The sequence below is a fragment of the Enterobacter cloacae subsp. cloacae ATCC 13047 genome, from assembly GCF_000025565.1.
Taxonomy (GTDB): Bacteria; Pseudomonadota; Gammaproteobacteria; order Enterobacterales; family Enterobacteriaceae; genus Enterobacter; species Enterobacter cloacae.
Genome location: NC_014121.1, coordinates 5021267 through 5042650, shown reverse-complemented (window position 1 = coordinate 5042650; position 21384 = coordinate 5021267). Strand labels below are relative to the sequence as shown.

18 protein-coding genes are annotated in these 21384 nt (G+C 56.6%); 8 read left to right on the top strand and 10 right to left on the bottom strand.

The genetic code is table 11. The features are described from left to right. Positions 1 to 105: 105 nt before the first annotated feature. Positions 106 to 1599, top strand: coding sequence for a M16 family metallopeptidase (locus ECL_RS24530; protein WP_013099212.1), 1494 nt, complete (start codon positions 106 to 108; stop codon positions 1597 to 1599). 62 nt (positions 1600 to 1661) lie between these two features. Here the strand turns inward: ECL_RS24530 and kdgK are convergent, their stop codons facing one another. Then, positions 1662 to 2591 carry a 2-dehydro-3-deoxygluconokinase gene (kdgK, locus tag ECL_RS24525; RefSeq protein WP_013099211.1) on the bottom strand — a complete coding sequence of 310 codons (930 nt, stop codon included), beginning with the start codon at positions 2589 to 2591 and terminating at the stop codon, positions 1662 to 1664. Positions 2592 to 2819: 228 nt separating this feature from the next. Here kdgK and pdeH point away from each other — a divergent pair, with 228 nt between their 5' ends. After that, on the top strand, positions 2820 to 3593 hold the full coding sequence (gene pdeH / locus ECL_RS24520) for a cyclic-guanylate-specific phosphodiesterase (protein WP_013099209.1): 774 nt from the start codon (positions 2820 to 2822) through the stop codon (positions 3591 to 3593). 66 nt (positions 3594 to 3659) lie between these two features. Next, on the top strand, positions 3660 to 5702 hold the full coding sequence (locus ECL_RS24515; RefSeq protein ID WP_013099208.1) for an AsmA family protein: 2043 nt from the start codon (positions 3660 to 3662) through the stop codon (positions 5700 to 5702). A gap of 93 nt (positions 5703 to 5795) precedes the next feature. Here the strand turns inward: ECL_RS24515 and ECL_RS24510 are convergent, their stop codons facing one another. From ECL_RS24510 to ECL_RS24500, 3 genes are all read right to left on the bottom strand, one after another. After that, positions 5796 to 7118, bottom strand: coding sequence for an MFS transporter (locus tag ECL_RS24510; RefSeq protein WP_013099207.1), 1323 nt, complete (start codon positions 7116 to 7118; stop codon positions 5796 to 5798). A gap of 263 nt (positions 7119 to 7381) precedes the next feature. Further along, entirely contained in the window at positions 7382 to 8407 is a 1026-nt protein-coding gene (yhjD, locus tag ECL_RS24505; protein ID WP_013099206.1) for an inner membrane protein YhjD, read from the bottom strand. A gap of 50 nt (positions 8408 to 8457) precedes the next feature. Further along, positions 8458 to 9357 carry a LysR family transcriptional regulator gene (locus ECL_RS24500; RefSeq protein ID WP_013099205.1) on the bottom strand — a complete coding sequence of 300 codons (900 nt, stop codon included), beginning with the start codon at positions 9355 to 9357 and terminating at the stop codon, positions 8458 to 8460. A 119-nt stretch (positions 9358 to 9476) separates the two neighbouring features. Between ECL_RS24500 and ECL_RS24495 the strand changes: the two genes are divergently transcribed. Together ECL_RS24495 and ECL_RS24490 are read left to right on the top strand one after the other, a co-directional pair. Then, positions 9477 to 10235 (top strand): SDR family NAD(P)-dependent oxidoreductase, encoded by a 759-nt coding sequence (locus tag ECL_RS24495; protein WP_013099204.1) that lies wholly within the window; start codon positions 9477 to 9479, stop codon positions 10233 to 10235. 173 nt (positions 10236 to 10408) lie between these two features. Further along, the gene (locus ECL_RS24490) at positions 10409 to 11011 is read left to right on the top strand and encodes a helix-turn-helix transcriptional regulator (protein ID WP_038420781.1); all 603 of its coding nucleotides are present in this window, start codon (positions 10409 to 10411) and stop codon (positions 11009 to 11011) included. On the opposite strand, the gene ECL_RS24485 is transcribed toward ECL_RS24490, so the two are convergent. Next, positions 10990 to 11316 carry a lysozyme gene (locus ECL_RS24485; protein ID WP_013099202.1) on the bottom strand — a complete coding sequence of 109 codons (327 nt, stop codon included), beginning with the start codon at positions 11314 to 11316 and terminating at the stop codon, positions 10990 to 10992. The two genes, ECL_RS24490 and ECL_RS24485, sit on opposite strands and share 22 nt — an antisense overlap. Before the next feature lie 71 nt (positions 11317 to 11387). Then, entirely contained in the window at positions 11388 to 11927 is a 540-nt protein-coding gene (locus ECL_RS24480) for a GNAT family N-acetyltransferase (RefSeq protein ID WP_013099201.1), read from the bottom strand. 148 nt (positions 11928 to 12075) lie between these two features. On the opposite strand from ECL_RS24480, the gene ECL_RS24475 reads away from it, so the two are divergent. Beyond that, positions 12076 to 13665 carry an STY4199 family HEPN domain-containing protein gene (locus tag ECL_RS24475; RefSeq protein WP_013099200.1) on the top strand — a complete coding sequence of 530 codons (1590 nt, stop codon included), beginning with the start codon at positions 12076 to 12078 and terminating at the stop codon, positions 13663 to 13665. A 58-nt stretch (positions 13666 to 13723) separates the two neighbouring features. Here the strand turns inward: ECL_RS24475 and ECL_RS24470 are convergent, their stop codons facing one another. The 3 genes from ECL_RS24470 to ECL_RS24460 all read right to left on the bottom strand — a co-directional run bounded on the left by ECL_RS24470 (position 13724) and on the right by ECL_RS24460 (position 17823). Next, positions 13724 to 15373 carry an alpha,alpha-trehalase gene (locus ECL_RS24470; RefSeq protein ID WP_013099199.1) on the bottom strand — a complete coding sequence of 550 codons (1650 nt, stop codon included), beginning with the start codon at positions 15371 to 15373 and terminating at the stop codon, positions 13724 to 13726. A gap of 183 nt (positions 15374 to 15556) precedes the next feature. Next, positions 15557 to 16909, bottom strand: a complete 1353-nt coding sequence (gorA, locus tag ECL_RS24465; protein WP_013099198.1) for a glutathione-disulfide reductase — start codon at positions 16907 to 16909, stop codon at positions 15557 to 15559. A 71-nt stretch (positions 16910 to 16980) separates the two neighbouring features. Continuing rightward, positions 16981 to 17823, bottom strand: coding sequence for a 23S rRNA (adenine(2030)-N(6))-methyltransferase RlmJ (locus ECL_RS24460; RefSeq protein ID WP_013099197.1), 843 nt, complete (start codon positions 17821 to 17823; stop codon positions 16981 to 16983). A 213-nt stretch (positions 17824 to 18036) separates the two neighbouring features. Between ECL_RS24460 and prlC the strand changes: the two genes are divergently transcribed. Both prlC and rsmJ read left to right on the top strand, forming a co-directional pair. Continuing rightward, entirely contained in the window at positions 18037 to 20079 is a 2043-nt protein-coding gene (gene prlC / locus ECL_RS24455; RefSeq protein ID WP_013099196.1) for an oligopeptidase A, read from the top strand. A gap of 7 nt (positions 20080 to 20086) precedes the next feature. Then, positions 20087 to 20839, top strand: coding sequence for a 16S rRNA (guanine(1516)-N(2))-methyltransferase RsmJ (gene rsmJ, locus ECL_RS24450; RefSeq protein ID WP_044159163.1), 753 nt, complete (start codon positions 20087 to 20089; stop codon positions 20837 to 20839). Between the two features lie 91 nt (positions 20840 to 20930). On the opposite strand, the gene uspA is transcribed toward rsmJ, so the two are convergent. Next, entirely contained in the window at positions 20931 to 21368 is a 438-nt protein-coding gene (gene uspA, locus ECL_RS24445; RefSeq protein WP_003861223.1) for a universal stress protein UspA, read from the bottom strand. Positions 21369 to 21384: the final 16 nt, after the last annotated feature.

The window sequence follows — 21384 nt, the reverse complement described above, 5'->3', positions numbered from 1 at the left end:
TTTGCCGAACGCGCGGTCTAATCGACGTGTTTTCATCGTCATCTTTTAGAGTGAAGCGCGTCGCGAGACACTCTTTTTAACCAGGAATGTTGATCAGGGGTTCACATGCAGGGCACAAAAATTCGACTCTTAACCGGTGGTTTGCTGATGATGGCAGCAGCCAGTTATGTGCAGGCAGATGCGCTCCAGCCAGACCCGGCATGGCAACAAGGGACCCTGGCGAATGGTTTTCAGTGGCAGGTGTTAGCCACGCCGCAGCGTCCCAGCGATCGTATTGAGATCCGTCTGTCTGTGAATACCGGCTCCCTCACTGAAAGCACCCAGCAGACCGGCTTTAGCCATTTTATTCCCCGACTGGCGCTCACCCAGAGCGGCAGTTTACAGGCTGTTCAGGTGCGTTCGCTCTGGCAGCAGGGCATTGACCCGAAGCGTCCATTGCCGCCGGCTGTCGTCTCGTATGACTACACCATGTTTAACCTGAGCCTGCCGAATAACCGTAACGATCTGCTCAAAGAAGCCCTTACGTATCTCTCCGATGCCACTGGCAATCTGGCGATCACGCCGGAAACCGTTAACTATGCGCTGAGCAACAGCGATATGGTGGCGACCTGGCCTGCGGATACCAAAGAGGGCTGGTGGCGTTATCGCCTGAAAGGCTCAGCGCTGCTTGGGCACGACCCGGCAGAGCCGCTGAAACAGCCGGTCGATGCCGAACAGGTAAAATCGTTCTATCAGAAATGGTACACCCCGGACGCGATGACGCTGATCGTGGTCGGGAATGTGGATAGCCGCGCGGTGGTTGAGCAGATCAACAAAGCCTTCGGCGAGCTGAAAGGCAAGCGTGAAACGCCTGCTCCTGTCCCGACGCTCTCCCCGCTGCGGACAGAGCCAGTCAGCATCTCCACTGATGCCGTGCGTCAGGACCGGCTCTCCATGATGTGGGATACCGCCTGGCAGCCTATCCGCGAATCCGCCGCGCTGCTGCGCTACTGGCGTGCGGATCTGACGCGTGAGGCGTTGTTCTGGCACGTTCAGCAGAGCCTCAGTAAGAACAGCGTGAAGAACATTGCGCTGGGCTTCGACTGCCGGGTGCTGTTCCAGCGCGCCCAGTGCGCCATTAATATCGAATCGCCTGGCGATAAGCTGAATGCCAATCTGGGCGTGGTGGCGAAAGAGCTGGCAAAAGTGCGCAAAGAGGGCCTGTCTGAAGAAGAGTTCAACGCGCTGGTCGCGCAGAAAAAGCTGGAACTGCAGAAGCTGTTTGCCACCTATGCCCGCGCCGATACGGATATCCTGATCAGCCAGCGTATTCGCTCCTTGCAGAATCAGGTGGTGGACATCGCACCGGAACAGTACCAGAAGCTCCGTCAGGACTTCCTGAATGGGCTGACCGTCGATATGTTAAATCAGGATTTACGTCAGCAGCTGTCTCAGGATATGGGATTAGTCCTTCTGCAGCCGAAAGGCGAGCCGGAATACAACATGAAGGAGCTGCAGGCGACATGGGATTCAATCATGACCGCCGCGCCGCAACCTACGCAGGCGGCAACGTCTGATGATCTGCATCAGGACGCGACGGATATTCCACAGGGGCAGTAATCTAAAAAATTCCCTCTCCCGGTGGGAGAGGGTCAGGGTGAGGGCACCAGCCCGCACCTTATTTAAGCAGGCATCGCCTCACGCGGAATAATCGCCCCGCGATACTGAATCACCGTGCTGGCCGTCAGGTGCCCGCGCTGTGCAGCCGCTTCAGGCGTGCCGCCCGTCAGGCGCACCGCCAGATAGCCCGCGCTGAAGGAATCTCCCGCTGCCGTAGTATCCACCACTTTGTCCTTCGCCAGTTTCACCGCCGGGACGTCAATCACCGCCTCACCTGCTACGGCCACCAGGCACGATGCCGCGCCGCGCTTAATCACCACTTCGCTCACGCCAGCGGCCTGGGTGCGCGCAATAACCTCATCAACAGGTTTCTCGCCCCACAGGGCATCTTCGTCGTCGAGCGTCAGGAACGCGATGTCGGTGCACTGCAGCATCTGCTGGTAAACCTGCTGCGTCTCTTCACGGCTGGCCCACAGGCGCGGACGGTAGTTGTTATCAAAAATGACCTTCCCGCCATTGGCGCGGCATTCGCGCAGCAGCGACAGCAGCTTTTCACGACTGGTCGGGCTTAATATGGCGAGGCTAATCCCGCTCAGATAGAGATAATCAAACGTCGCCAGCGTTTCGCAAATGGCGGCTGCGTCGTCGCTTTCCAGCCAGTATTTGGCCGCAGCTTCGTTTCGCCAGTAGTAGAAGGTGCGCTCGCCGGTATCATCGGTTTCAATGTAATACAAACCCGGCAGGCGGTTTTCCATGCGCTGAATCAGCGAGGTATCAATGTGTTCGCTCTGCCAGGCGTCCAGCATTTGCTGGCTGAAACTGTCCGTACCCAGTGCGGTGACGTAGTTCACGGTGAGGGCCTCCGGCGGCACCTGACGGGCAATATACACGGAGGTGTTTAAGGTATCGCCACCAAAACCGCGGCTAACGTCCGCGCCTTTTTGTGACAGCTCAATCATGCATTCGCCAATAACGGCAATTTTTTTGGACATAATCATGAACCTGAACAGAGTATTTAAAAGCAGTGTGCGCTGTGTGAATTATCAGGTCAACTATATTAAAACATCGTTCCATTATTTTTTTGAACCAGCGCGTGTTCCTGTTCATTTCTGTCATCTTAATTTCATTTTCCCGGTGAATTGAACATAAAGTTCTCAATTATCGCGCCGATAACCCAGTGACGAGTCCAGAAAGGCCATCCCAACAACAGGACATCTGAAATGAAGTCAGAGCAGGTTATCCAGCGGCTGAGCACTACGCCTGAGGCAAGTATTGAGAACTTGCAGGAGCATCGCTACTGGCTGCAATGTGAGCGTGTGTATACCTACCAGCCGATCTATCGTACCGACGGTCGACTGATGGCGATTGAAATATTGACGGTCGTTACACACCCCTCTAACCCTTCACAGCGTATCGCGCCGGACCGCTATTTTGCCGAAGTCGCCGTGCGCCAGCGCCTGGACGTGCTGGAAGAGCAGTTGCGCATGCTGGAAACGAAAAAGGCCTTTTTCGAACAGCACGATATTCTGGCCTCGGTCAACGTGGATGGCCCAACTCTGCTGGCGCTGCGCCAGAACGCGAAGTTGCAGGAGCTTATCGCCACCCTGCCGTGGATGCGCTTTGAACTGGTGGAGCATGTCCGCCTGCCGCAGGAATCCTCCTTTGCCTCGATGTGTGAATTTGGCCCCCTGTGGCTGGATGACTTTGGCACCGGCATGGCGAACTTCTCCGCCCTCAGCGAAGTGCGTTACGACTACATCAAAGTGGCCCGCGATCTGTTCATTATGTTGCGCCAGACCCCGGAAGGGCGGAATCTGTTTACGCTGTTATTACAGCTGATGAACCGCTATTGCAAAGGCGTCATTGTGGAAGGTGTGGAAACGCTGGAAGAGTGGCGCGATGTGCAAAACTCACCCGCCGCCGCCGCGCAGGGCTATTACCTCTCACGTCCGGTGCCCATGGATACCCTCGACGGTGTGATAACCAACCTCTGAACCGCCCGTTTCCCTTTGTCTGGACTATAGTTTTACAGGACAGGTCATCAGGAAAAGGGGATCAAAATGACTAAAACAACCAGGGTAATCTCCTGGACAGCAGGGATTTTCTTGTTGTTGATCGTGGTCGCTATCATCATTATTGCGACATTCGACTGGAACCGTCTTAAGCCGACCATCAACCAGAAAGTCTCAACTGAACTGAACCGCCCCTTCGCGATACGCGGTGATTTGGGCGTGGTCTGGGAGCGTCAGAAAGAAGAGACCGGCTGGCGAAGCTGGATCCCATGGCCGCACGTTCACGCCGACGACATCGTTCTGGGCAATCCGCCGGATATTCCTGCCGTCACCATGGTGCATCTTCCGCGGGTTGAAGCCACGCTGGCGCCGTTAGCGCTTCTGACAAAAACCGTCTACCTGCCGTGGATCAAGCTTCAGCAGCCCGATGCACGCCTGATCCGTCTCTCGGAAAAAAACAATAACTGGACCTTTAACCTCGCCAGCAGCGGCGAGAAAGATCCCAATGCCCAGCCCTCTTCGTGGTCATTCCGTCTCGATAACATTCTGTTCGATCGCGGGCGGATCGCCATCGACGATAAAGTCAGCAAGGCTGACGTGGAGATCCTGGTCGATCCGCTGGGTAAGCCGCTGCCGTTCAGTGAAGTGACCGGCACCAAAGCGAAAGGGGATAACGCCAGCGCGGGCGATTACGTTTTCGGCCTGCGGGCCACCGGGCGCTACAACGGACAGCCACTGACCGGCACCGGTAAAATTGGCGGCATGCTGGCGCTGCGAAGCGCAGGTACCCCGTTCCCGGTGCAGGCGGACTTCCGCTCCGGCAACACGCGAGTCGCCTTTACCGGCACGGTCAACGATCCAATGAACATGGGCGGGGTTGATTTGCAGCTCAAGTTTGCCGGAGATTCGCTGGGGGAGCTCTACGAACTCACCGGCGTGCTGCTGCCGGATACGCCGCCGTTTGAGACGGACGGGCATCTGGTGGCCAAACTCGATACGGAAAAATCGTCTGTCTTTGACTATCGGAATTTCAACGGCCGTATCGGCGACAGCGATATCCACGGTACGCTGACCTACACCACCGGCAAACCGCGTCCGAAACTGGAAGGGGATGTGGAGTCCCGCCAGCTGAGGCTTGCCGATTTGGGCCCTCTGATCGGCGTTGATTCTGGCAAAGGCACGAAGTCGAAAGAGGTCAAAAAAGACCTTCAGCCCGCGGGGAAAGTGCTGCCCTACGATCGCTTTGAAACCGACAAGTGGGATGTAATGGATGCGGATGTGCGCTTCAAAGGGCGAAAAATCGAGCACGGCAGCACGCTGCCGATCAGCAACCTCTCAACCCATATTCTGCTTAAAAATGCCGACCTGCGTCTGCAGCCGCTGAAGTTTGGCATGGCGGGCGGAACCATCTCCTCGAACATTCATCTGGAAGGCGATAAAAAGCCGATGCAGGGTCGGGCTGATATACAGGCGCGCAGGCTTAAGCTGAAAGAGCTGATGCCCAACGTGGAGCTGATGCAGAAGACCCTCGGTGAAATGAACGGTGACGCGGACATTCGCGGGGTGGGGAACTCCGTGGCGGCGCTGCTCGGGAGCAGTAACGGCAACCTCAAGCTACTGATGAACGACGGGCTGGTGAGCCGCAACCTGATGGAAATCCTGGGGCTGAACGTCGGGAACTACATCATCGGGCAGATCTTTGGTGACGATGAGGTGCGGGTGAACTGCGCGGCGGCGAATCTGGATCTGGTTAACGGCGTGGCGCGGCCGCAGATTTTTGCCTTCGACACGGAAAACGCGGTAATCAACGTGACCGGAACCGCCAGCATGGCCTCTGAGCAGCTTGATTTAACCATCGATCCGGAAAGCAAAGGGATCCGTATCATCACCCTGCGCTCGCCGCTTTACGTGCGCGGCACTTTCAAAAATCCGCAGGCGGGAGTAAAACCCGGGCCGCTGATTGCGCGCGGCGCGGTAGCGGCAGCGCTCGCAACGCTGGTCACGCCAGCCGCGGCGCTGCTGGCGTTGATTTCGCCATCAGAAGGGGAAGCCAATCAGTGCCGGACGATTTTGTCGCAGATGAAGAGGTAAGGTGCGGTCTGTATTTGCCGGGTGGCGGCTACGCCTTACCCGGCCTACGATTCAAATGTAGGCCGGGTAAGCGCAGCGCCACCCGGCATTAGCTTAAAGCGCCTGATGCTTAGTCTCGTGCGTCAGCAGCAGCGCAATCAGCGTCAGTGCCGCCATGGCCGCCAGATACACGCCCACGTAGAACAGGCCATAATTTGCCTGCAGCCAGGTGGCGATATACGGCGCAACGGACGCTCCCAGAATCGACGAGACGTTATAGGAGAACGACGCGCCGGTATAACGCACTTCCGTCGGGAACAGCTCCGGCAGCAGCGCGCCCATCGGGCCGAAGGTTAATCCCATCAGGCTCAGACCAATCAGCAGATACGCCATCACCAGCGCCGGGCTGCCCGAGCCTAACAGCGGCGGGAAGACAAACAGGGCGAACAGAATGATAAGCGTCGTGATGGTGATCATGCTGGAGCGACGGCCAAATTTATCCGCCAGCAGGCCGGCAATCGGCACCATGACGCCAAACCCAATCACCGCCATCATCAGCATCCACAGCACTTCGTTACGCGGCAGACCCAGCCCAACCGGCGCGGCAGCGGTGCTGAACGTCATGGAGTAGACGGTCATGATATAGAACAGCGTATAGGTAGCCAGCATGATAAAGGTGCCCAGCACGGTCACGCGGACATGTTTGGTCAGCAGCGTGCCCAGCGGCACTTTTACCTGTTTTTTTGCCGCCGCCACTTTCGCGAACACCGGTGTTTCGTGCAGAGAAACGCGAACATACAGACCAATCAGCACCAGCACGGCCGAGAAGACGAACGGAATACGCCAGCCCCAGCTCATGAACTGTTCATCGGTCAGCAGCCAGGAGAGCAGCAGGAAGGTGCCGTTCGCAAAGAAGAAGCCAATCGGTGCGCCAAGCTGCGGGAAGGAGCCATACAGCGCCCGTTTACGCGCCGGGGCGTTCTCGGTCGCCAGCAGCGCCGCGCCGCCCCATTCACCGCCCAGACCCAGACCCTGACCAAAACGCGCCAGCGCCAGCAGCACCGGTGCCAGAATGCCGATGGTCTCGTAGGTGGGCAGCAGGCCGATGGCGACGGTAGAAATACCCATCGTCAGCAACGAGGCCACAAGCGTCACTTTACGCCCGATGCGATCGCCAAAATGACCAAACAGCGCAGAGCCAATCGGACGCGCGACGAAGGCGATAGCAAAGGTTGCCAGAGACTGTAGCGTGGCCGCCGTCGGGTCGCCCTGCGGGAAGAAAATATGCGGGAAGACGATGACCGCTGCGGTGGCGTAAATGTAAAAGTCGAAGAACTCGATGGCGGTGCCAATCAGCGAGGCGACGACAACTTTATTGCGTGAGTTGACCGGAACGTTTTCGCTCCCGGAATCGAGTGTTGTGGCGGTTGCTTGCATAATATTTTCTTATTTTATGTCGGACGAAAGGCCATATTACGCACAGCAAAAGCGACATTTCAATCTGTAACAAAGCCGCGAGCCGGTGATAAAAGCAACAAAAAGCGGATAATGTTCAGGCCAGCCAAAACACTTCCATGAAATGCTTCACAGATTTTAAATATCAGTGGATAAAACTGGTTTTCAGTTAAATAAAAGTTACGGACTGGATATATATGCTGAAATGATGAATCGGGCTGAAACTTTCAGCCCGAAAGGGGGAATTAGCGGTGTGTTTTCCCCGGCATACGCGTGTCGCCTTTGTATTCGGCGGTGGCAATCCACGCCGCGCAGAACAGCGTCAGGCGGGCGAAGAAGTAGAAGAACGCCATCAGCCCCAGAACGGAGCCAAACGCGGCGCCAGAAGGGGATTTCACCAGTGACGGCAGGGTATAAGTCATCACGATCTTAATCACCTCAAAGCCTATTGCCGCGAGCAGTGTTCCGCGGATCAGCGCTTTTTTGCGCGGACGATGACGCGGCAAGCGCCAGAAGATCCAGAAGAACAGCAGGTAGTTGGCGAAAATGGAAATCGCCAGCCCGATGCCGCGCCACGCAGGCTTGAGCCAGTCGATGTAATCCAGATAGAGCGCGGAGATAATCATCTGCTGCGCGGAACCGGCGACCGAGGTGATGGAGAGCGTGACGACCAGCGCCACCAGCAGACCAATCAGCGAAACAAAATCGCGGAAATACTTAACCCAAATTTTCTCCTGATCCTGAGGCTTACGCTCCCATACCTCGCGCGACTGGGCGCGAATGGCCTCGCGCAGGTTACCCATCCAGTTCACACCGGAATAGAGCGCAATCAGCAAACCGACAATACCCACCGTGGTGCGCTGCTGCACGGCAGTATTGATGGTGCTTTTTAGCGTGGTGGCGAGGGTCGGGTCACTGACGTTATTCAGGATCTTATTGAAAATATCCTGCAGCAGCGTCGGATGAGACGCGAGCACAAAACCGGCTGCCGCGAACGAGACCATCAGGATCGGGATCATCGACAAAAAGGAAAAATAGGTAATCGCTGCACCAAACTGATTCCCCATCCGGTCGTTGAAACGTTCCGCGGCGCGTATCAGGTGCGCAATCATGGGGATCTGCTGAACTCTCTCTGCCAGCGTAGTGACCGTCCCCAGCGCTTTGCTGGCTTTGCCGGGTGTGCTGGGCTCTTCGGGCCCGGTCTCCATCTTCTTGATGGGATCGTAATCTAATTGTTGAGTCGGTCGTTGCGGGTTATTTTCCGGCGTCACGCGTTTTTTCCTTTTCGTTGAGCTGGATGTCATTGAATTATAGCTTGCGACTAATCCACGTAAGCTTTTGTGATTTCCGTAAGCCACTCCATAAACAGGTGTACCCGGCGGGAGAGGTTACGGCGGTGGGGGTAAATCAGGGAAACCGGCATGGGTTCAGCCCGGTATTGCGGCAGAACTTCAATCAGCTTTTTCGTGCGCAGAGAATCACGAACGCCCACGCGGGGAACCTGGATAATACCCAGCCCGGCGATGCAGGCGGCATGGTACGTCTCGGTACTGTTGACCGTTAAGACGCCGCCCGTTTTAACCCACTGGGTCGTACTGCCGTTATAAAACTCAAAGCCCTGCGGGCGCGTGCCCAGCATCGCGGCGTAGTGGATTACCGCGTGTGAGGCCAAATCGTCCAGCGTTTCCGGATAACCAAACCGCGTCAGATAATCCGGGCTGGCGCAGTTGATAACCGTAAGCTTGCCCAGTGGGCGGGCGATAAGCCCGGAATCTTTCAGGGTGCCGACGCGCACCACGCAGTCAAATCCCTCGCGGATCACATCCACCAGACGATCGCTGCTGCTGAGCTCCAGTTCAATACCCGGATACTGCTGCAAAAACGCAGGCAGTTTGGGAATGACTAAATTTCGTGCAACCCCCACCGGCATATCGACGCGTAGCCGCCCGCTGATACTGGAGGGATCGTGCTGGAACATACCGTCCAGTTCATCAAGGTTCGCCAGCAGATCTTTTGCCCGTTCGTAATAGACCATGCCGTCCTGCGTGAGGCTGACGCGGCGCGTGGTGCGGTGCAGCAGCTGGGTGCCCAGGCGGTTTTCCAGCGCCTGAATCTGCCGCGACACGCTGCCTCTTGGCAGGGTCAACGTCTCCGCTGCGCGGGAAAAACTCTCCAGCTCCGCGACCCGAACAAACAACTGCATTGCGTTAATTTTATCCATCGGTAGCGCTCATTGTTGTTGTAAATGAAACAGTGAAGCGTTCTGTCACATCTTTATTGATCTTCTATCAGCTAATAAGCTCTTTCTCAATCTCCCTGACAACCGAAATGAGGTTTCTTATGACTGAACGTATCGCTTTAGTGACCGGTGGTAGCCGTGGTTTGGGTAAAAACGCGGCCCTGAAGCTTGCAGCAGAGGGAACAGGTATTGTCCTGACTTATCATCACAATCAGCAGGATGCGCTGGATGTTGTGCAAGAAATTCAGGGAAAAGGGGTAAACGCGGCGGCATTACAGCTTAACGTCGGAGATATCACCCGTTTCGAACATTTTGCTCAACAGTTGCAGGAAACCCTCCGAACCGTCTGGCAGCGTGATACCTTTGATTATTTATTGAACAATGCCGGAACGGGTTTATACGCCCCCTATACCGAGACGACAGAAGCGCAGTTCGATGAGGTAATGAATGTACATTTAAAAGGGCCGTTTTTCCTGACCCAGCGCCTGCTGCCGTTGCTGAAAGATGGCGGACGGATCCTCAACGTCTCCAGCGGGCTGGCGCGTTTTACACAGCCAGGCTCCGCGACCTATGCGGCCATGAAAGGGGCGATGGAAGTACTGACCCGCTATCAGGCCAAAGAGCTGGGCGCACGCGGGATCTCCGTCAATATCATCGCGCCGGGGGCAATTGAAACCGATTTTGGCGGCGGACGCGTACGCGATGACGCGCAGCTTAATCAGTTGCTGGCTTCGCAAACTGCGCTGGGGCGTGTTGGCCTGCCGGATGATATTGGTGATGCCATCGCCGCGCTGCTCAGCGACAAACTGGGCTGGATGAATGCGCAACGTATTGAAGTGTCTGGTGGGATGTTCCTGTAATACGCCTCCTTAAGGGGACGGAACCTCTTAAGGAAATCCTTAAAAGAGATGTGTCCAGATACGGGCAGATATAAAGAACGGCGATGAATTTGTAACCTCTCCGTTCATTGAGTTTTTTCTCAAATAACGCCTCTATACAATCCCCCCTCGCTATTCTCAGAGGGAGAAAAACGATGCGAGTAATCATGTTTGACAGGCAGTCGATATTTATTCATGGAGCGATAAACAGTTTGCAGACGTTAATTCCTGAAATAAATATGACAGGAACCCGTCAGGCAGATGAATTATGGGCGCAGTTGTCCGCGTCGCCATCCGCTATCGTCATGATTGACGGCGCATTAATTCAGAATGAGGGCATCAGCTTTCTGAAAGACATTATCACGCGTTTCCCTGCGATACGTGTCGTGATGGTGCTGACGAAAAAAGAGACCCGATGGGCTGAACAGATGTTTCAGCGCAACGTGAAGGCGATTATTCCCCGCAATGCCAGTCCCGAGCGGTTTGCCGCAGTGCTGGATTCGGTCTCCCGGGGGATGGTCTGTTTTCCCGGCGAATGGCTTGCGCAGCAGGCGTCACACCAGGCATTGTTATCCTTAAGCGAGCGCCAGCGTGAAGTACTCAAGTTACTGGCCGCCGGGGAGTCGAATAAAGAGATTGGTCGCACGCTCAATATCAGTGCGGCAACGGTAAAGGCCCATCTGGAGTCACTTTTCCGGCGGCTGGATGTAAAAAATCGCACGCAGGCGGCAATGTGCTATACCCGGCTCACCGCCTGAGCGATGGCGTTTATCGGACACGGTGTGTCACTAAAACTGAACATTAACAACACCAGCGCATCGTGCTGGTGTTGCGTTAATGGCTGGGCGATATTTTCCTGAATTAACGTCTCATAAATCTGAATATCGTTATCTAACAAGCGCTCTGCTTCAGCAACGGTAATAAGACCATGGAACTTCTCCCATTGCTGAATAACGTGACCATACCCAATAACCTCAGTACCGTGCTCATCACGGTATTTTTCCAGAGACAGCCCTTGCTGTTTTTTAATTAATTCAACGGCAGCAGAAGATAGCTTCAACATGGTATTTTCCTCTTTCAGACACTACTGTAGAGGAAATACGGCACGAGACATATCCGCCAAATGGCCGTTGCTCAGCTGATATTTTCCAGATAGTCGCGCTGTAATAAACCGAATAGCCAGTCATTATGCCAGCGGCCGCCAAGGTAATAGCTCTCACGCAGCTCACCCTCCAGCCGGAAGCGGGCTTTTTCCAGCAGACGCCGGGAGGCGATATTCCCTGCCGTGACGGTGGCGGTGAGGCGGCGGATCCCCCCCTGGTGGAAGGCATAATCACAGAGTGCCTGCAGGGATTCAAAGCCGTAGCCTTTTCCCTGGGCCGCGGGGGCGAAAAGGAAACCGACTTCGGCGCAATCCGCTTCGTGGTGTTGATAGCCGGTCACCCCCAGCGGAGTCTGGCTGGCGTTATCGCGAACCACGAGGCAGAGCCAGTGCATGCAGCCGGGCGTCCATGGCGTCAGTCGGGAGTCGAAGGCCTCACGGATGTCCGCCACAGTGCGATCCTGTGCGACAAAGCGCATCACATCCGGGTCTTGCTGTAGCGCCAGAAAAAAGGGCCAGTCATCTTCCTGTAACGGCGAGCAGATAAGACGCGAGGTGGTTAGCTGAGGCATTCAGATTCTCCTGAAACAATATAAATGATTTTAGGACTGTCACTTTATTTCAACAGAAAGTCAGGTATGGTTAAGCGCGTATAAATAAAAAGAAAAACGGCCGTTCCGGGCCCCTTTTGGATGTCTTCGTGGTCTTTTAAGGAAAACAATGACGCTCAGCACATCACACCATAACCGCGAACAGTTTGAACACTGTCTGGCGGTCATTCGTCAGGCCTCTGTGGAAATATTGCTTCTCCTGAATGTACATGTTTCTGAGGGAAAAGATCCACGCTGGTTTCTGGAGCAGCTGGATAGCGCCCGTTTAGGCCTGGGCGGATGGGGGGCCGTGGCGAAGAAGCTCAACCTGAACGATGCCGAGATGTCAGAATTTACCCTGCAACTGCGCCTGTTGCAGCAGCGCGTACCGCAGTATGAAAGCGGGCAGGATGTCAGTGAAAATCAGCTTATTGCGGCAATGCGGTTTGTCACCGCGCTGGAACATCTTCGTCTGCAACAGCCTCTTCTCACCTACAGTACCGAGCTGGCGCCGGGCAGCGATCTTGAACAGCAGCAGGCGCACAAGCAGGTGCGTGCAATTGAACTGATGATTAAAGGGCTTATCCAGCAGGCGTGGCCCGATCAGGTCCGTCTGAACAACCATCTGAAGACCCTGTTTAACGCTGACCGCGTGCGGCGCTGGCTGAAGCTTGGCGACATCAACGATGTGCTAAGCGGCATGATGTTCAGCGAGCTGGCCCAGATGCTGGTGGATAAAAAAGAGTACAGCCGCTACTACGCGTCGCTGTTCAGCGATCCGTCCATGCTGACGCTGCTGGTGGAGCCGCGCAAAACGCTGCAAACCTTCCTTGATGACATCCGCCAGATCCGCAACAACCTTACCGTTCAGAAAGCGTTAACCTCGGCGCAAATCCAGCTACTCGACAACTACTACACCCAAATCACCCGGCCCGTTCAGCGTGCGTTTGAAGAGGGGCGAACCCGCGTCAACCCGGCCGGGATAATGGCGGTGGATGCCAGCGAACTGCACGCTTTCTGGGAAAAAGCACAGAAAAGGGATCGGGTCACCGGCGGGGATTTATTTGAGGTACGTGACACCATAGAAAAACCGACCCAGCGCGCCCCGCGCACGCCAGAACAACGCGAGCAGCTCATCTCCGGCGTGTTATGGGGCGCAGTGGGCGTGATGGTCATTGCGATTGTTGTGGGAGGATTCTGGCTGGTGACCAGCAGCGCGCCAGCAGAGACTGCAGTGGCCGCCACCGAAACGCCTGCGCCGCAGGAGATGCGGGAAACGCCCTCTTCGCGGGAGACGCTGACGCGCATGGGCATTACCTGGGACGAAAATAATTTCCGCTCGGCCATCAACCGCAACGACACCCGCATTGCGCAGCTCTTTTTGCAGGGTGGAATGGACTGGAAGCTCTCATGGACGGAAGAGGCGATGTCATCCAACCATGACGACGTGCTGGAGCTGATGTTGCGCTACCGACAGCACATGGTGGAAGAGAAGCCGTGCCGCCGGTTTATCAATACGCTCACCCATGCCATGGCGAATGGCGAATCGCTGACATCCCTGCGTAAACAGTACCTAAAAGCGTTTTGCACCGTCCCGGCCGTGGTGAAACGCCAGCAGCACGATTTGGATATGGCGACGCGCCGCGCCGAGTCACAGCCGAATGCCAGCACGAAAAAATGGCAGGCTATTCAGTCTGCCATTTATGAGGTGATCCGCTGATCGTAACGCCCTCTCCCTGTGGGAGAGGGCGGGGTGAGGGCACCAGACCGCACCCCACTCAAGGCTCCCCATACAACCCAATCAACCGCCGCACCACGCCATTCGTCCAGCCAAAGCCATCCTGCAATGGATACTCACCGCCGCCCCCTTCGCGTGGGGTACTGCTGGCGATGTGATACTTCTCAATCAGCTTATGGTGAGTCTTATAAAAATGATTCACCGTATGCAGCCAGCTCCAGGCGATCTCATCGCCCAGTGAGTCGTTGCCGTACTGCTTGAAGCCCTGAATGGCCATCCACTGCAGCGGTGCCCAGCCATTGGGTTTATCCCACTGCTCGCCGGTTTCGTACTCGGTCGCCAGGATACCGCCCGGGGTGAGCAGACGTGATTTAACCGCATCAGACAAGCGTTCTGCCTGCTCATGGGTCGCCATTCCGACATACAGCGGCACAATGCTCGCCGCAGAGAACAGCGCCATATTTTCCCGACGCCAGTCGTAATCGCGGTAGCAGCCATTCTCTTCATCCCACAGGTAGCGGTTCACCGCTGCCCGGCGATCGCTGGCTTTCTGGCGGAACAGGTCAGCCGTCTCCTTATCTCCTTTCGACGCCGAGATATTGGCGATAGCGCTTTCCAGCTTGAACAGGAAGGCGTTCAGGTCGATAGGGATAAACTGCGTGGTGCGAATGCTGGCCAGTCGGCCCGGTTCGCGCAGCCAGCGGGAGGAGTAATCCCAGCCGGAGGCCGCCCCTGCACGCAGATCGCGATACACCTCATTGGGTGGTCGACCGGAATGGCGGGCCGTCTCCACGTCCTCAATCCACGATTCGTCGCGCGGAGTGTCACGGTCATCCCAGTAGCGGTTCAGCAATGAGCCATCCGGCATACGCACCGCGCTGCGATAGGCCTGATTCAGCAGTAGCGACTCCGCGCCGTCCATCCAGAAGGCGTGCTCCATTTTGAGGTGCTCAAGGTAGCGCTTCGCACCGCGCACCCCGTCCTCTTCAAACAGCTCCACCATCAGGGCAAAGACCGGCGGCTGGGAGCGGCTGAGGTAGTAGGTTCGGTTGCCGTTCGGGATATGGCCGTAACGCTCGATCAGCCACGCGAAGTTATCCGCCATGCACTTCAGCAGATCGTTACGGCCGCTCTCGGCCAGCCCCAGCATCGAGAAGTAGGAATCCCAGTAGTAGGTCTCGCTGAATCGTCCGCCGGGGACGATATAGGCCTGCGGCAGGGCCAGCAGGGAAGACCAGGGGATATGGTCCTGCGGCTCGCGCGTCAGCACGGGCCACAGGCTGTCGATATGCTCTTTAAGCGACAGCCCCGGGTCGGACACATACTCCGTGCTATAGGTCTCGGGCAGCCAGAAGTGATTCTCCACGAACTGGCGCAGGTCGAAATCCCGGTGGCGTCGCACCTTACGATAGCGGATCAAAATATCCAGCGGATCCATCTTCGGCGCGCAGTCGGGAAAGGTTTTGCTATCCGCAAACAGCCTTGTTGACTGCACATGTTCGAACAGCTCAAGGTAACGGTCAGCGGGGGTCAGGGCATCAGAGGCGGGTAGCCCCTCGATCATTTCTGGCTCCGGCTCCGCCTCAATCATCTCATCCAGTTTCAACTCGCAGGGATCGGTCTCGTAGCGCAGCTCTTCTGCGATCTCGAACGCGATGTTCTCGTTAGCCTGTAGTTTCTGGTTGAACATAATGATAAGGACCTCCGGTTAGGTGTTCTTGAAGACAGGTTTATCCGGGCGTCTTATAAGCGTAGACATTCGCTTCGGTAGATGGGGAGGAATATGTGCGGTAGATCACTCTTTTCGGAGCATTCGTTTTGCAACGATTTGTGAATGTAAAAAAGAATGCCCCTCAGTGGAGGGGCATCAGCACTAGCGCATAGTCACAAACTCTTCGGCCGCGGTCGGGTGGATCGCCACGGTGTTATCGAAGTCTTTCTTCGTCGCGCCCATCTTCAGCGCCACTGCAAAGCCCTGCAGGATCTCATCCATGCCAAAGCCAATGCCGTGGATACCGACAATCTTCTCTTCCGGGCCCACGCAGACCAGCTTCATGCGGCACGGCTGACGGTGCGAGGTGACGGCGGTATACATTGCGGTAAACGCAGATTTATACACTTTCACCTGATCGTCGCCATACTGCTCGCGCGCCTGCGGCTCGGTTAAACCGACGGTGCCGATAGGCGGGTGGCTGAAGACCACGGTCGGGATGTTGCTGTAATCCAGGTGCTCGTCCGGCTTGTTGTTGAACAGACGCTCGGAAAGGCGACGCCCCGCCGCAACGGCCACCGGGGTCAGTTCAACGGCACCGGTGTTATCGCCCACCGCGTAAATGCCCGGCACGCTGGTGTTCTGGAATTTATCGACGACGATATAGCCTTTTTCATCGGTTTTCACGCCGGTTACGGCCAGGTTGAAGTTGTCATTCGCCGGTTCACGGCCAATCGCCCAGATCAGGCAGTCGACGGTCTGGCTGCGACCATCTTCCAGCTCCAGGGTCAGGCTGCCGTCTGCATTTTTAATCACCGCTTTTGGCACGGCGTTGGTATGCAGGGTTGGACCTTCGGTGTTCATCACTTCTACTAAGGTGTCGACGATCAGCGGATCAAAGCTGCGCAGCGGCGCATGTTTACGCACGAACAGGTGCGCTTCAGCGCCCAGACCGTTAATCACACCGGCCAGTTCGACCGCGATATAACCCGCGCCCACCACCGCAACGCGCTCTGGCAGGGCTGGCAGCACGAAGAAACCGTCGGAGTCGATGCCGTATTCGGCACCCGGGATGTTCGGGTGGCTCGGACGGCCGCCGGTAGCGATCAGGATATGATCGGCAGTGATCGTCTCCCCGTTCACTTCGATCGTTTTCGCGTCCACAAAGCGGGCGAAGCCGTGGATCACATCTACGTTGTTCTTACCCAGCACGTTATCGTACGAAGTGTGAATGCGGTCGATGTAGGCGGTACGGCTGGCGATCAGCTTCTCCCAGTCGAAGTGGTTGATGGTGGTGTCAAAGCCGTAATCCGGGCCATACATATGGATGGCTTCACGGATTTGCGCCGCATGCCACATCACCTTTTTCGGTACACAACCCACGTTGACGCAGGTGCCGCCCAGCGCTTTGGCTTCAATCAGCGCACACTTCTGGCCATACATGGCCGCACGGTTGATGGAGGCGATGCCGCCGCTACCGCCGCCGATTGCGATGTAGTCATAATGCTTAGTCATAGCTTTTATCCTTAATCGTGAATTGCCGCGATTGTATACCTGAAATCAATAGTTTCCACCGATGGCTGCGATTACTCTGGCACGATCCAGCTGACGGTGGCGTGACCTGTCCCGGCAGGTACCAGCGTTTTATGCAGCCATGGCAGAACGTTGTTCATCTGCGCTTCGAGCTTCCATGGCGGGTTAATGACAATCATGCCGGAGGCGGTCATGCCGCGCTGGTCGCTGTCCGGACGGACGGCCAGCTCAATCTGCAAGATTTTGCGGATGCCGGTCGCTTCCAGGTCTTTGATCATGCGCTTGATCTGCGCGCGCAGGACCACCGGGTACCACAGGGCGTAGGTGCCTGTCGCAAAACGTTTGTAACCTTCGTTAATGCCGGTGACCACCGCCTGATAGTCGGTTTTGATTTCGTATGGCGGGTCGATCAGCACCAGGCCGCGACGGGAGACCGGCGGCAGTTTGGCTTTCAGCTGCAGGTAGCCATCGGCTTTGTCCACGCGGGCGCGGCTGTCTTTCTGGAACTCAGAACGCAGCAACGGGAAATCGCTTGGGTGCAACTCGGTCAACTGCAGGCTGTCCTGCTCACGCAGCAGCTGACGGGCAATCAATGGCGAGCCCGGGTAGTAGCGCAGCTGGCCGTTGCGGTTGAAATGATTCACCACTCCAATGTACGGTTCCAGTTCGGTAGGCAGATCGTCCTGCTGCCAGATACGGGCGATCCCTTCCAGATATTCACCGGTACGCTCGGCGTGTTCGCCGCTCAGCTGATAGCGGCCCGCGCCCGCGTGGGTGTCCAGATAAAGAAACGGCTTCTCTTTCTCTTTGAGTGATTCGATGATCAGGCTCTGAACGGTGTGTTTGAGGACGTCGGCGTGGTTGCCTGCGTGAAAGCTGTGGCGATAACTGAGCATGGATGAATGTGTTCCGGGTAGTCAACGTAGGCCCGATAAGCGTAGCGCCATCGGGCAAAAATAGAGCGTATCGCCACAGTATACAGAAAAGTTTCCACGGCCGCGAAAGCGCAACGCCCGGCATTGAAATCCTCTACACTTAACCCCATTACTGAACCATATGCACAGCGCCGGATGCGCGCTTCATTCATCAAATTCAACAGGACAGCGTTTATGACCAATCCATTACTGACGCCTTTTTCGTTGCCACCGTTTTCTAAAATCCTCCCTGAGCATGTGGTTCCAGCCGTTACGCAAGCGCTGGACAACTGCCGCGCGGCGGTAGAAAGCGTGGTCGCGCAGGGCGGGCCTTACACCTGGGAAAATCTGTGTCAGCCGCTGGCCGAAGTGGATGACGTGCTGGGGCGTATCTTCTCCCCGGTAAGCCACCTCAACTCGGTAAAAAACAGCCCGGAGTTGCGTGAAGCCTACGAACAAACCCTGCCGCTGCTCTCCGAGTACAGCACCTGGGTCGGCCAGCACGAAGGGCTCTACAAGGCGTATCGCGATCTGCGCGACGGCGACCACTATGCTGAACTGAACACCGCGCAGAAAAAATCCGTCGATAACGCCCTGCGTGATTTCGAGCTTTCCGGGATTGGCCTGCCAAAAGAGAAGCAGGTTCGCTACGGCGAAATCGCGGCGCGCCTGTCTGAGCTGGGTAACCAGTACAGCAACAACGTGCTCGACGCCACCATGGGCTGGACGAAGCTGATTACCGACGAAGCAGAGCTGGCGGGTATGCCGGAAAGCGCACTGGCGGCGGCAAAAGCCCAGGCCGAAGCGAAAGAGCAGGAAGGTTTCCTGTTAACGCTGGATATCCCAAGCTATCTGCCGGTGATGACCTACTGCGACAACCAGGCATTGCGTGAAGAGATGTACCGCGCCTACAGCACCCGCGCCTCCGATCAGGGGCCGAATGCCGGTAAGTGGGATAACAGCCCGGTGATGGCAGAAATCCTCGCCCTGCGTCACGAGCTGGCACAGCTGCTGGGCTTTGACAGCTACGCGGACAAATCCCTCGCCACCAAAATGGCCGAGAACCCGCAGCAGGTGCTCGATTTCCTGACCGATCTGGCGAAACGCGCCCGTCCTCAGGGTGAAAAAGAGCTGGCCCAGCTGCGCGCCTTCGCCAAAGCGGAGTTCGGCGTGGATGAGCTGCAGCCGTGGGACATCGCGTATTACAGCGAAAAACAGAAGCAGCATCTCTACAGCATCAGCGACGAGCAGCTGCGCCCGTACTTCCCGGAAAACAAAGCCGTTAACGGCCTGTTCGAAGTGGTGAAACGCATCTACGGCATTACCGCCAAAGAGCGTACTGATATCGACGTCTGGCATCCGGACGTGCGCTTCTTCGAATTGTATGACGAGAAAAACGAACTGCGCGGCAGCTTCTACCTCGATCTCTACGCGCGTGAGAACAAGCGCGGCGGGGCGTGGATGGATGACTGCGTCGGCCAGATGCGTAAAGCCGACGGTTCCCTGCAGAAGCCGGTCGCTTACCTGACCTGTAACTTCAACCGCCCGGTCAACGGCAAGCCGGCGCTGTTCACCCACGACGAAGTGATCACCCTGTTCCATGAGTTCGGTCACGGTCTGCACCATATGCTGACCCGCATCGAAACCGCAGGCGTGGCCGGTATTAGCGGTGTGCCGTGGGATGCGGTCGAGCTGCCGAGTCAGTTTATGGAAAACTGGTGCTGGGAGCCGGACGCACTGGCGTTTATCTCCGGCCACTACGAAACCGGCGAACCGCTGCCGAAAGAACTGCTGGATAAAATGCTGGCAGCCAAGAACTACCAGGCGGCAATGTTTATTCTGCGCCAGCTGGAGTTCGGCCTGTTCGACTTCCGCCTGCACGCCGAGTTTAGCCCGGAGCAGGGGGCAAAAATCCTCGAAACCCTGGCTGAGATTAAAAAGCAGGTCGCGGTTATTCCAGGGCCAACCTGGGGTCGCTTCCCGCACGCGTTCAGCCACATCTTCGCGGGCGGCTATGCGGCAGGTTATTACAGCTACCTGTGGGCCGATGTCCTGGCGGCGGATGCTTTCTCTCGCTTTGAAGAAGAGGGGATTTTCAACCGTGAAACCGGTCAGTCGTTCCTCGATAACATCCTGACCCGCGGCGGCTCAGAAGAGCCGATGGAGCTGTTCAAACGCTTCCGTGGCCGCGAGCCGCAGCTGGATGCGATGCTTGAGCATTACGGGATCAAAGGCTGATTGCTACGTGAAGATCTGCTTAGTGGATGAAACAGGCGCCGGAGACGGCGCCTTATCTGTTCTGGCCGCCCGTTGGGGGCTGGAGCATGATGATGACAACCTGATGGCGCTGGTGATGACGCCAGAGCATCTCGAATTACGTAAACGCGACGAACCGAAACTCGGCGGGATTTTTGTCGATTTTGTCGGGGGCGCGATGGCGCACCGGCGCAAGTTTGGCGGCGGCCGCGGTGAGGCTGTTGCAAAAGCCGTCGGCATCAAAGGGAGCTATCTTCCGGATGTGGTGGATGCCACGGCGGGGCTGGGGCGCGATGCGTTTGTGCTGGCGTCTGTCGGCTGCCGCGTGCGGATGCTGGAGCGCAACCCGGTGGTGGCCGCGTTGCTGGATGACGGCCTGACCCGTGGTTACGCGGACCCGGAAATCGGCCCGTGGTTGCAGGAACGTTTACAGCTGATCCACGCCTCCAGCCTGACGGCGTTGACCGATATCACCCCGCGCCCGCAGGTGGTCTATCTCGATCCGATGTTCCCGCATAAGCAGAAAAGCGCGCTGGTGAAAAAAGAGATGCGGGTGTTTCAGTCGCTGGTGGGGCCAGATCTGGATGCGGACGGCCTGCTTGAGCCTGCCCGTCAGCTTGCAACGAAGCGGGTGGTGGTGAAACGCCCGGACTACGCGCCGCCGCTGGCGGACGTTGCGACGACCAACGCGGTGACCACCAAAGGGCACCGGTTTGATATTTATTCGGGTACGCCGGAATAAAAAAGCCGGGTGGCGGCTTCGCCTTACCCGGCCTACGTTCAGTGCCATTTGTAGGCCCGGTAAGCGTTAGCGCCACCGGGCTTTTTTGCACTTACTCGTCTTCTTCGTCACGCAGCGGAACAATCAGCATATCCACGTGAACGGTGTTGATCAGCTGACGCGCTGAGGACATCAGCTTGCTCCAGAAGTCCTGGTGATGACCGCAAACCACCAGGTCCATATCGTATTTCTTAATCGCATCGACCAGCACCTGGCCCAGATCGCCGCTACCGCTTAAGGTTTCAGTGATCGGGTAACCTGCGTTGGTGGACAGCTCGCTCAGGGCGTGGTGTGTCTCTTCGGAGATGCGTTTTTGCATATCGCCGAGATTCACGTCGATCAGACCGGTATAAAGGTCGGAGTAATTCACATCAACGTGAATCAGCGAAACTTTCGCGTTGTAAGGGCGTGCCATGGATACTGCTTTATCAACCAGCACTTTGCTCTCCGGGGAGAGGTCTACCGCGATGAGAATGTGTTTGTAAGCCATAGTGTTACTCCTTCCT

Excerpts from the sequence above, each read along its gene's own strand:
- ECL_RS24530 (WP_013099212.1), top strand. The coding sequence starts at position 106 with ATGCAGGGCACAAAAATTCGACTCTTAACCGGTGGTTTGCTGATGATG.
- kdgK (WP_013099211.1), bottom strand. The coding sequence starts at position 2,591 with ATGTCCAAAAAAATTGCCGTTATTGGCGAATGCATGATTGAGCTGTCA.
- pdeH (WP_013099209.1), top strand. The coding sequence starts at position 2,820 with ATGAAGTCAGAGCAGGTTATCCAGCGGCTGAGCACTACGCCTGAGGCA.
- ECL_RS24515 (WP_013099208.1), top strand. The coding sequence starts at position 3,660 with ATGACTAAAACAACCAGGGTAATCTCCTGGACAGCAGGGATTTTCTTG.
- ECL_RS24510 (WP_013099207.1), bottom strand. The coding sequence starts at position 7,118 with ATGCAAGCAACCGCCACAACACTCGATTCCGGGAGCGAAAACGTTCCG.
- ECL_RS24500 (WP_013099205.1), bottom strand. The coding sequence starts at position 9,357 with ATGGATAAAATTAACGCAATGCAGTTGTTTGTTCGGGTCGCGGAGCTG.
- ECL_RS24495 (WP_013099204.1), top strand. The coding sequence starts at position 9,477 with ATGACTGAACGTATCGCTTTAGTGACCGGTGGTAGCCGTGGTTTGGGT.
- ECL_RS24490 (WP_038420781.1), top strand. The coding sequence starts at position 10,409 with ATGCGAGTAATCATGTTTGACAGGCAGTCGATATTTATTCATGGAGCG.
- ECL_RS24485 (WP_013099202.1), bottom strand. The coding sequence starts at position 11,316 with ATGTTGAAGCTATCTTCTGCTGCCGTTGAATTAATTAAAAAACAGCAA.
- ECL_RS24480 (WP_013099201.1), bottom strand. The coding sequence starts at position 11,927 with ATGCCTCAGCTAACCACCTCGCGTCTTATCTGCTCGCCGTTACAGGAA.
- ECL_RS24475 (WP_013099200.1), top strand. The coding sequence starts at position 12,076 with ATGACGCTCAGCACATCACACCATAACCGCGAACAGTTTGAACACTGT.
- ECL_RS24470 (WP_013099199.1), bottom strand. The coding sequence starts at position 15,373 with ATGTTCAACCAGAAACTACAGGCTAACGAGAACATCGCGTTCGAGATC.
- gorA (WP_013099198.1), bottom strand. The coding sequence starts at position 16,909 with ATGACTAAGCATTATGACTACATCGCAATCGGCGGCGGTAGCGGCGGC.
- ECL_RS24460 (WP_013099197.1), bottom strand. The coding sequence starts at position 17,823 with ATGCTCAGTTATCGCCACAGCTTTCACGCAGGCAACCACGCCGACGTC.
- prlC (WP_013099196.1), top strand. The coding sequence starts at position 18,037 with ATGACCAATCCATTACTGACGCCTTTTTCGTTGCCACCGTTTTCTAAA.
- uspA (WP_003861223.1), bottom strand. The coding sequence starts at position 21,368 with ATGGCTTACAAACACATTCTCATCGCGGTAGACCTCTCCCCGGAGAGC.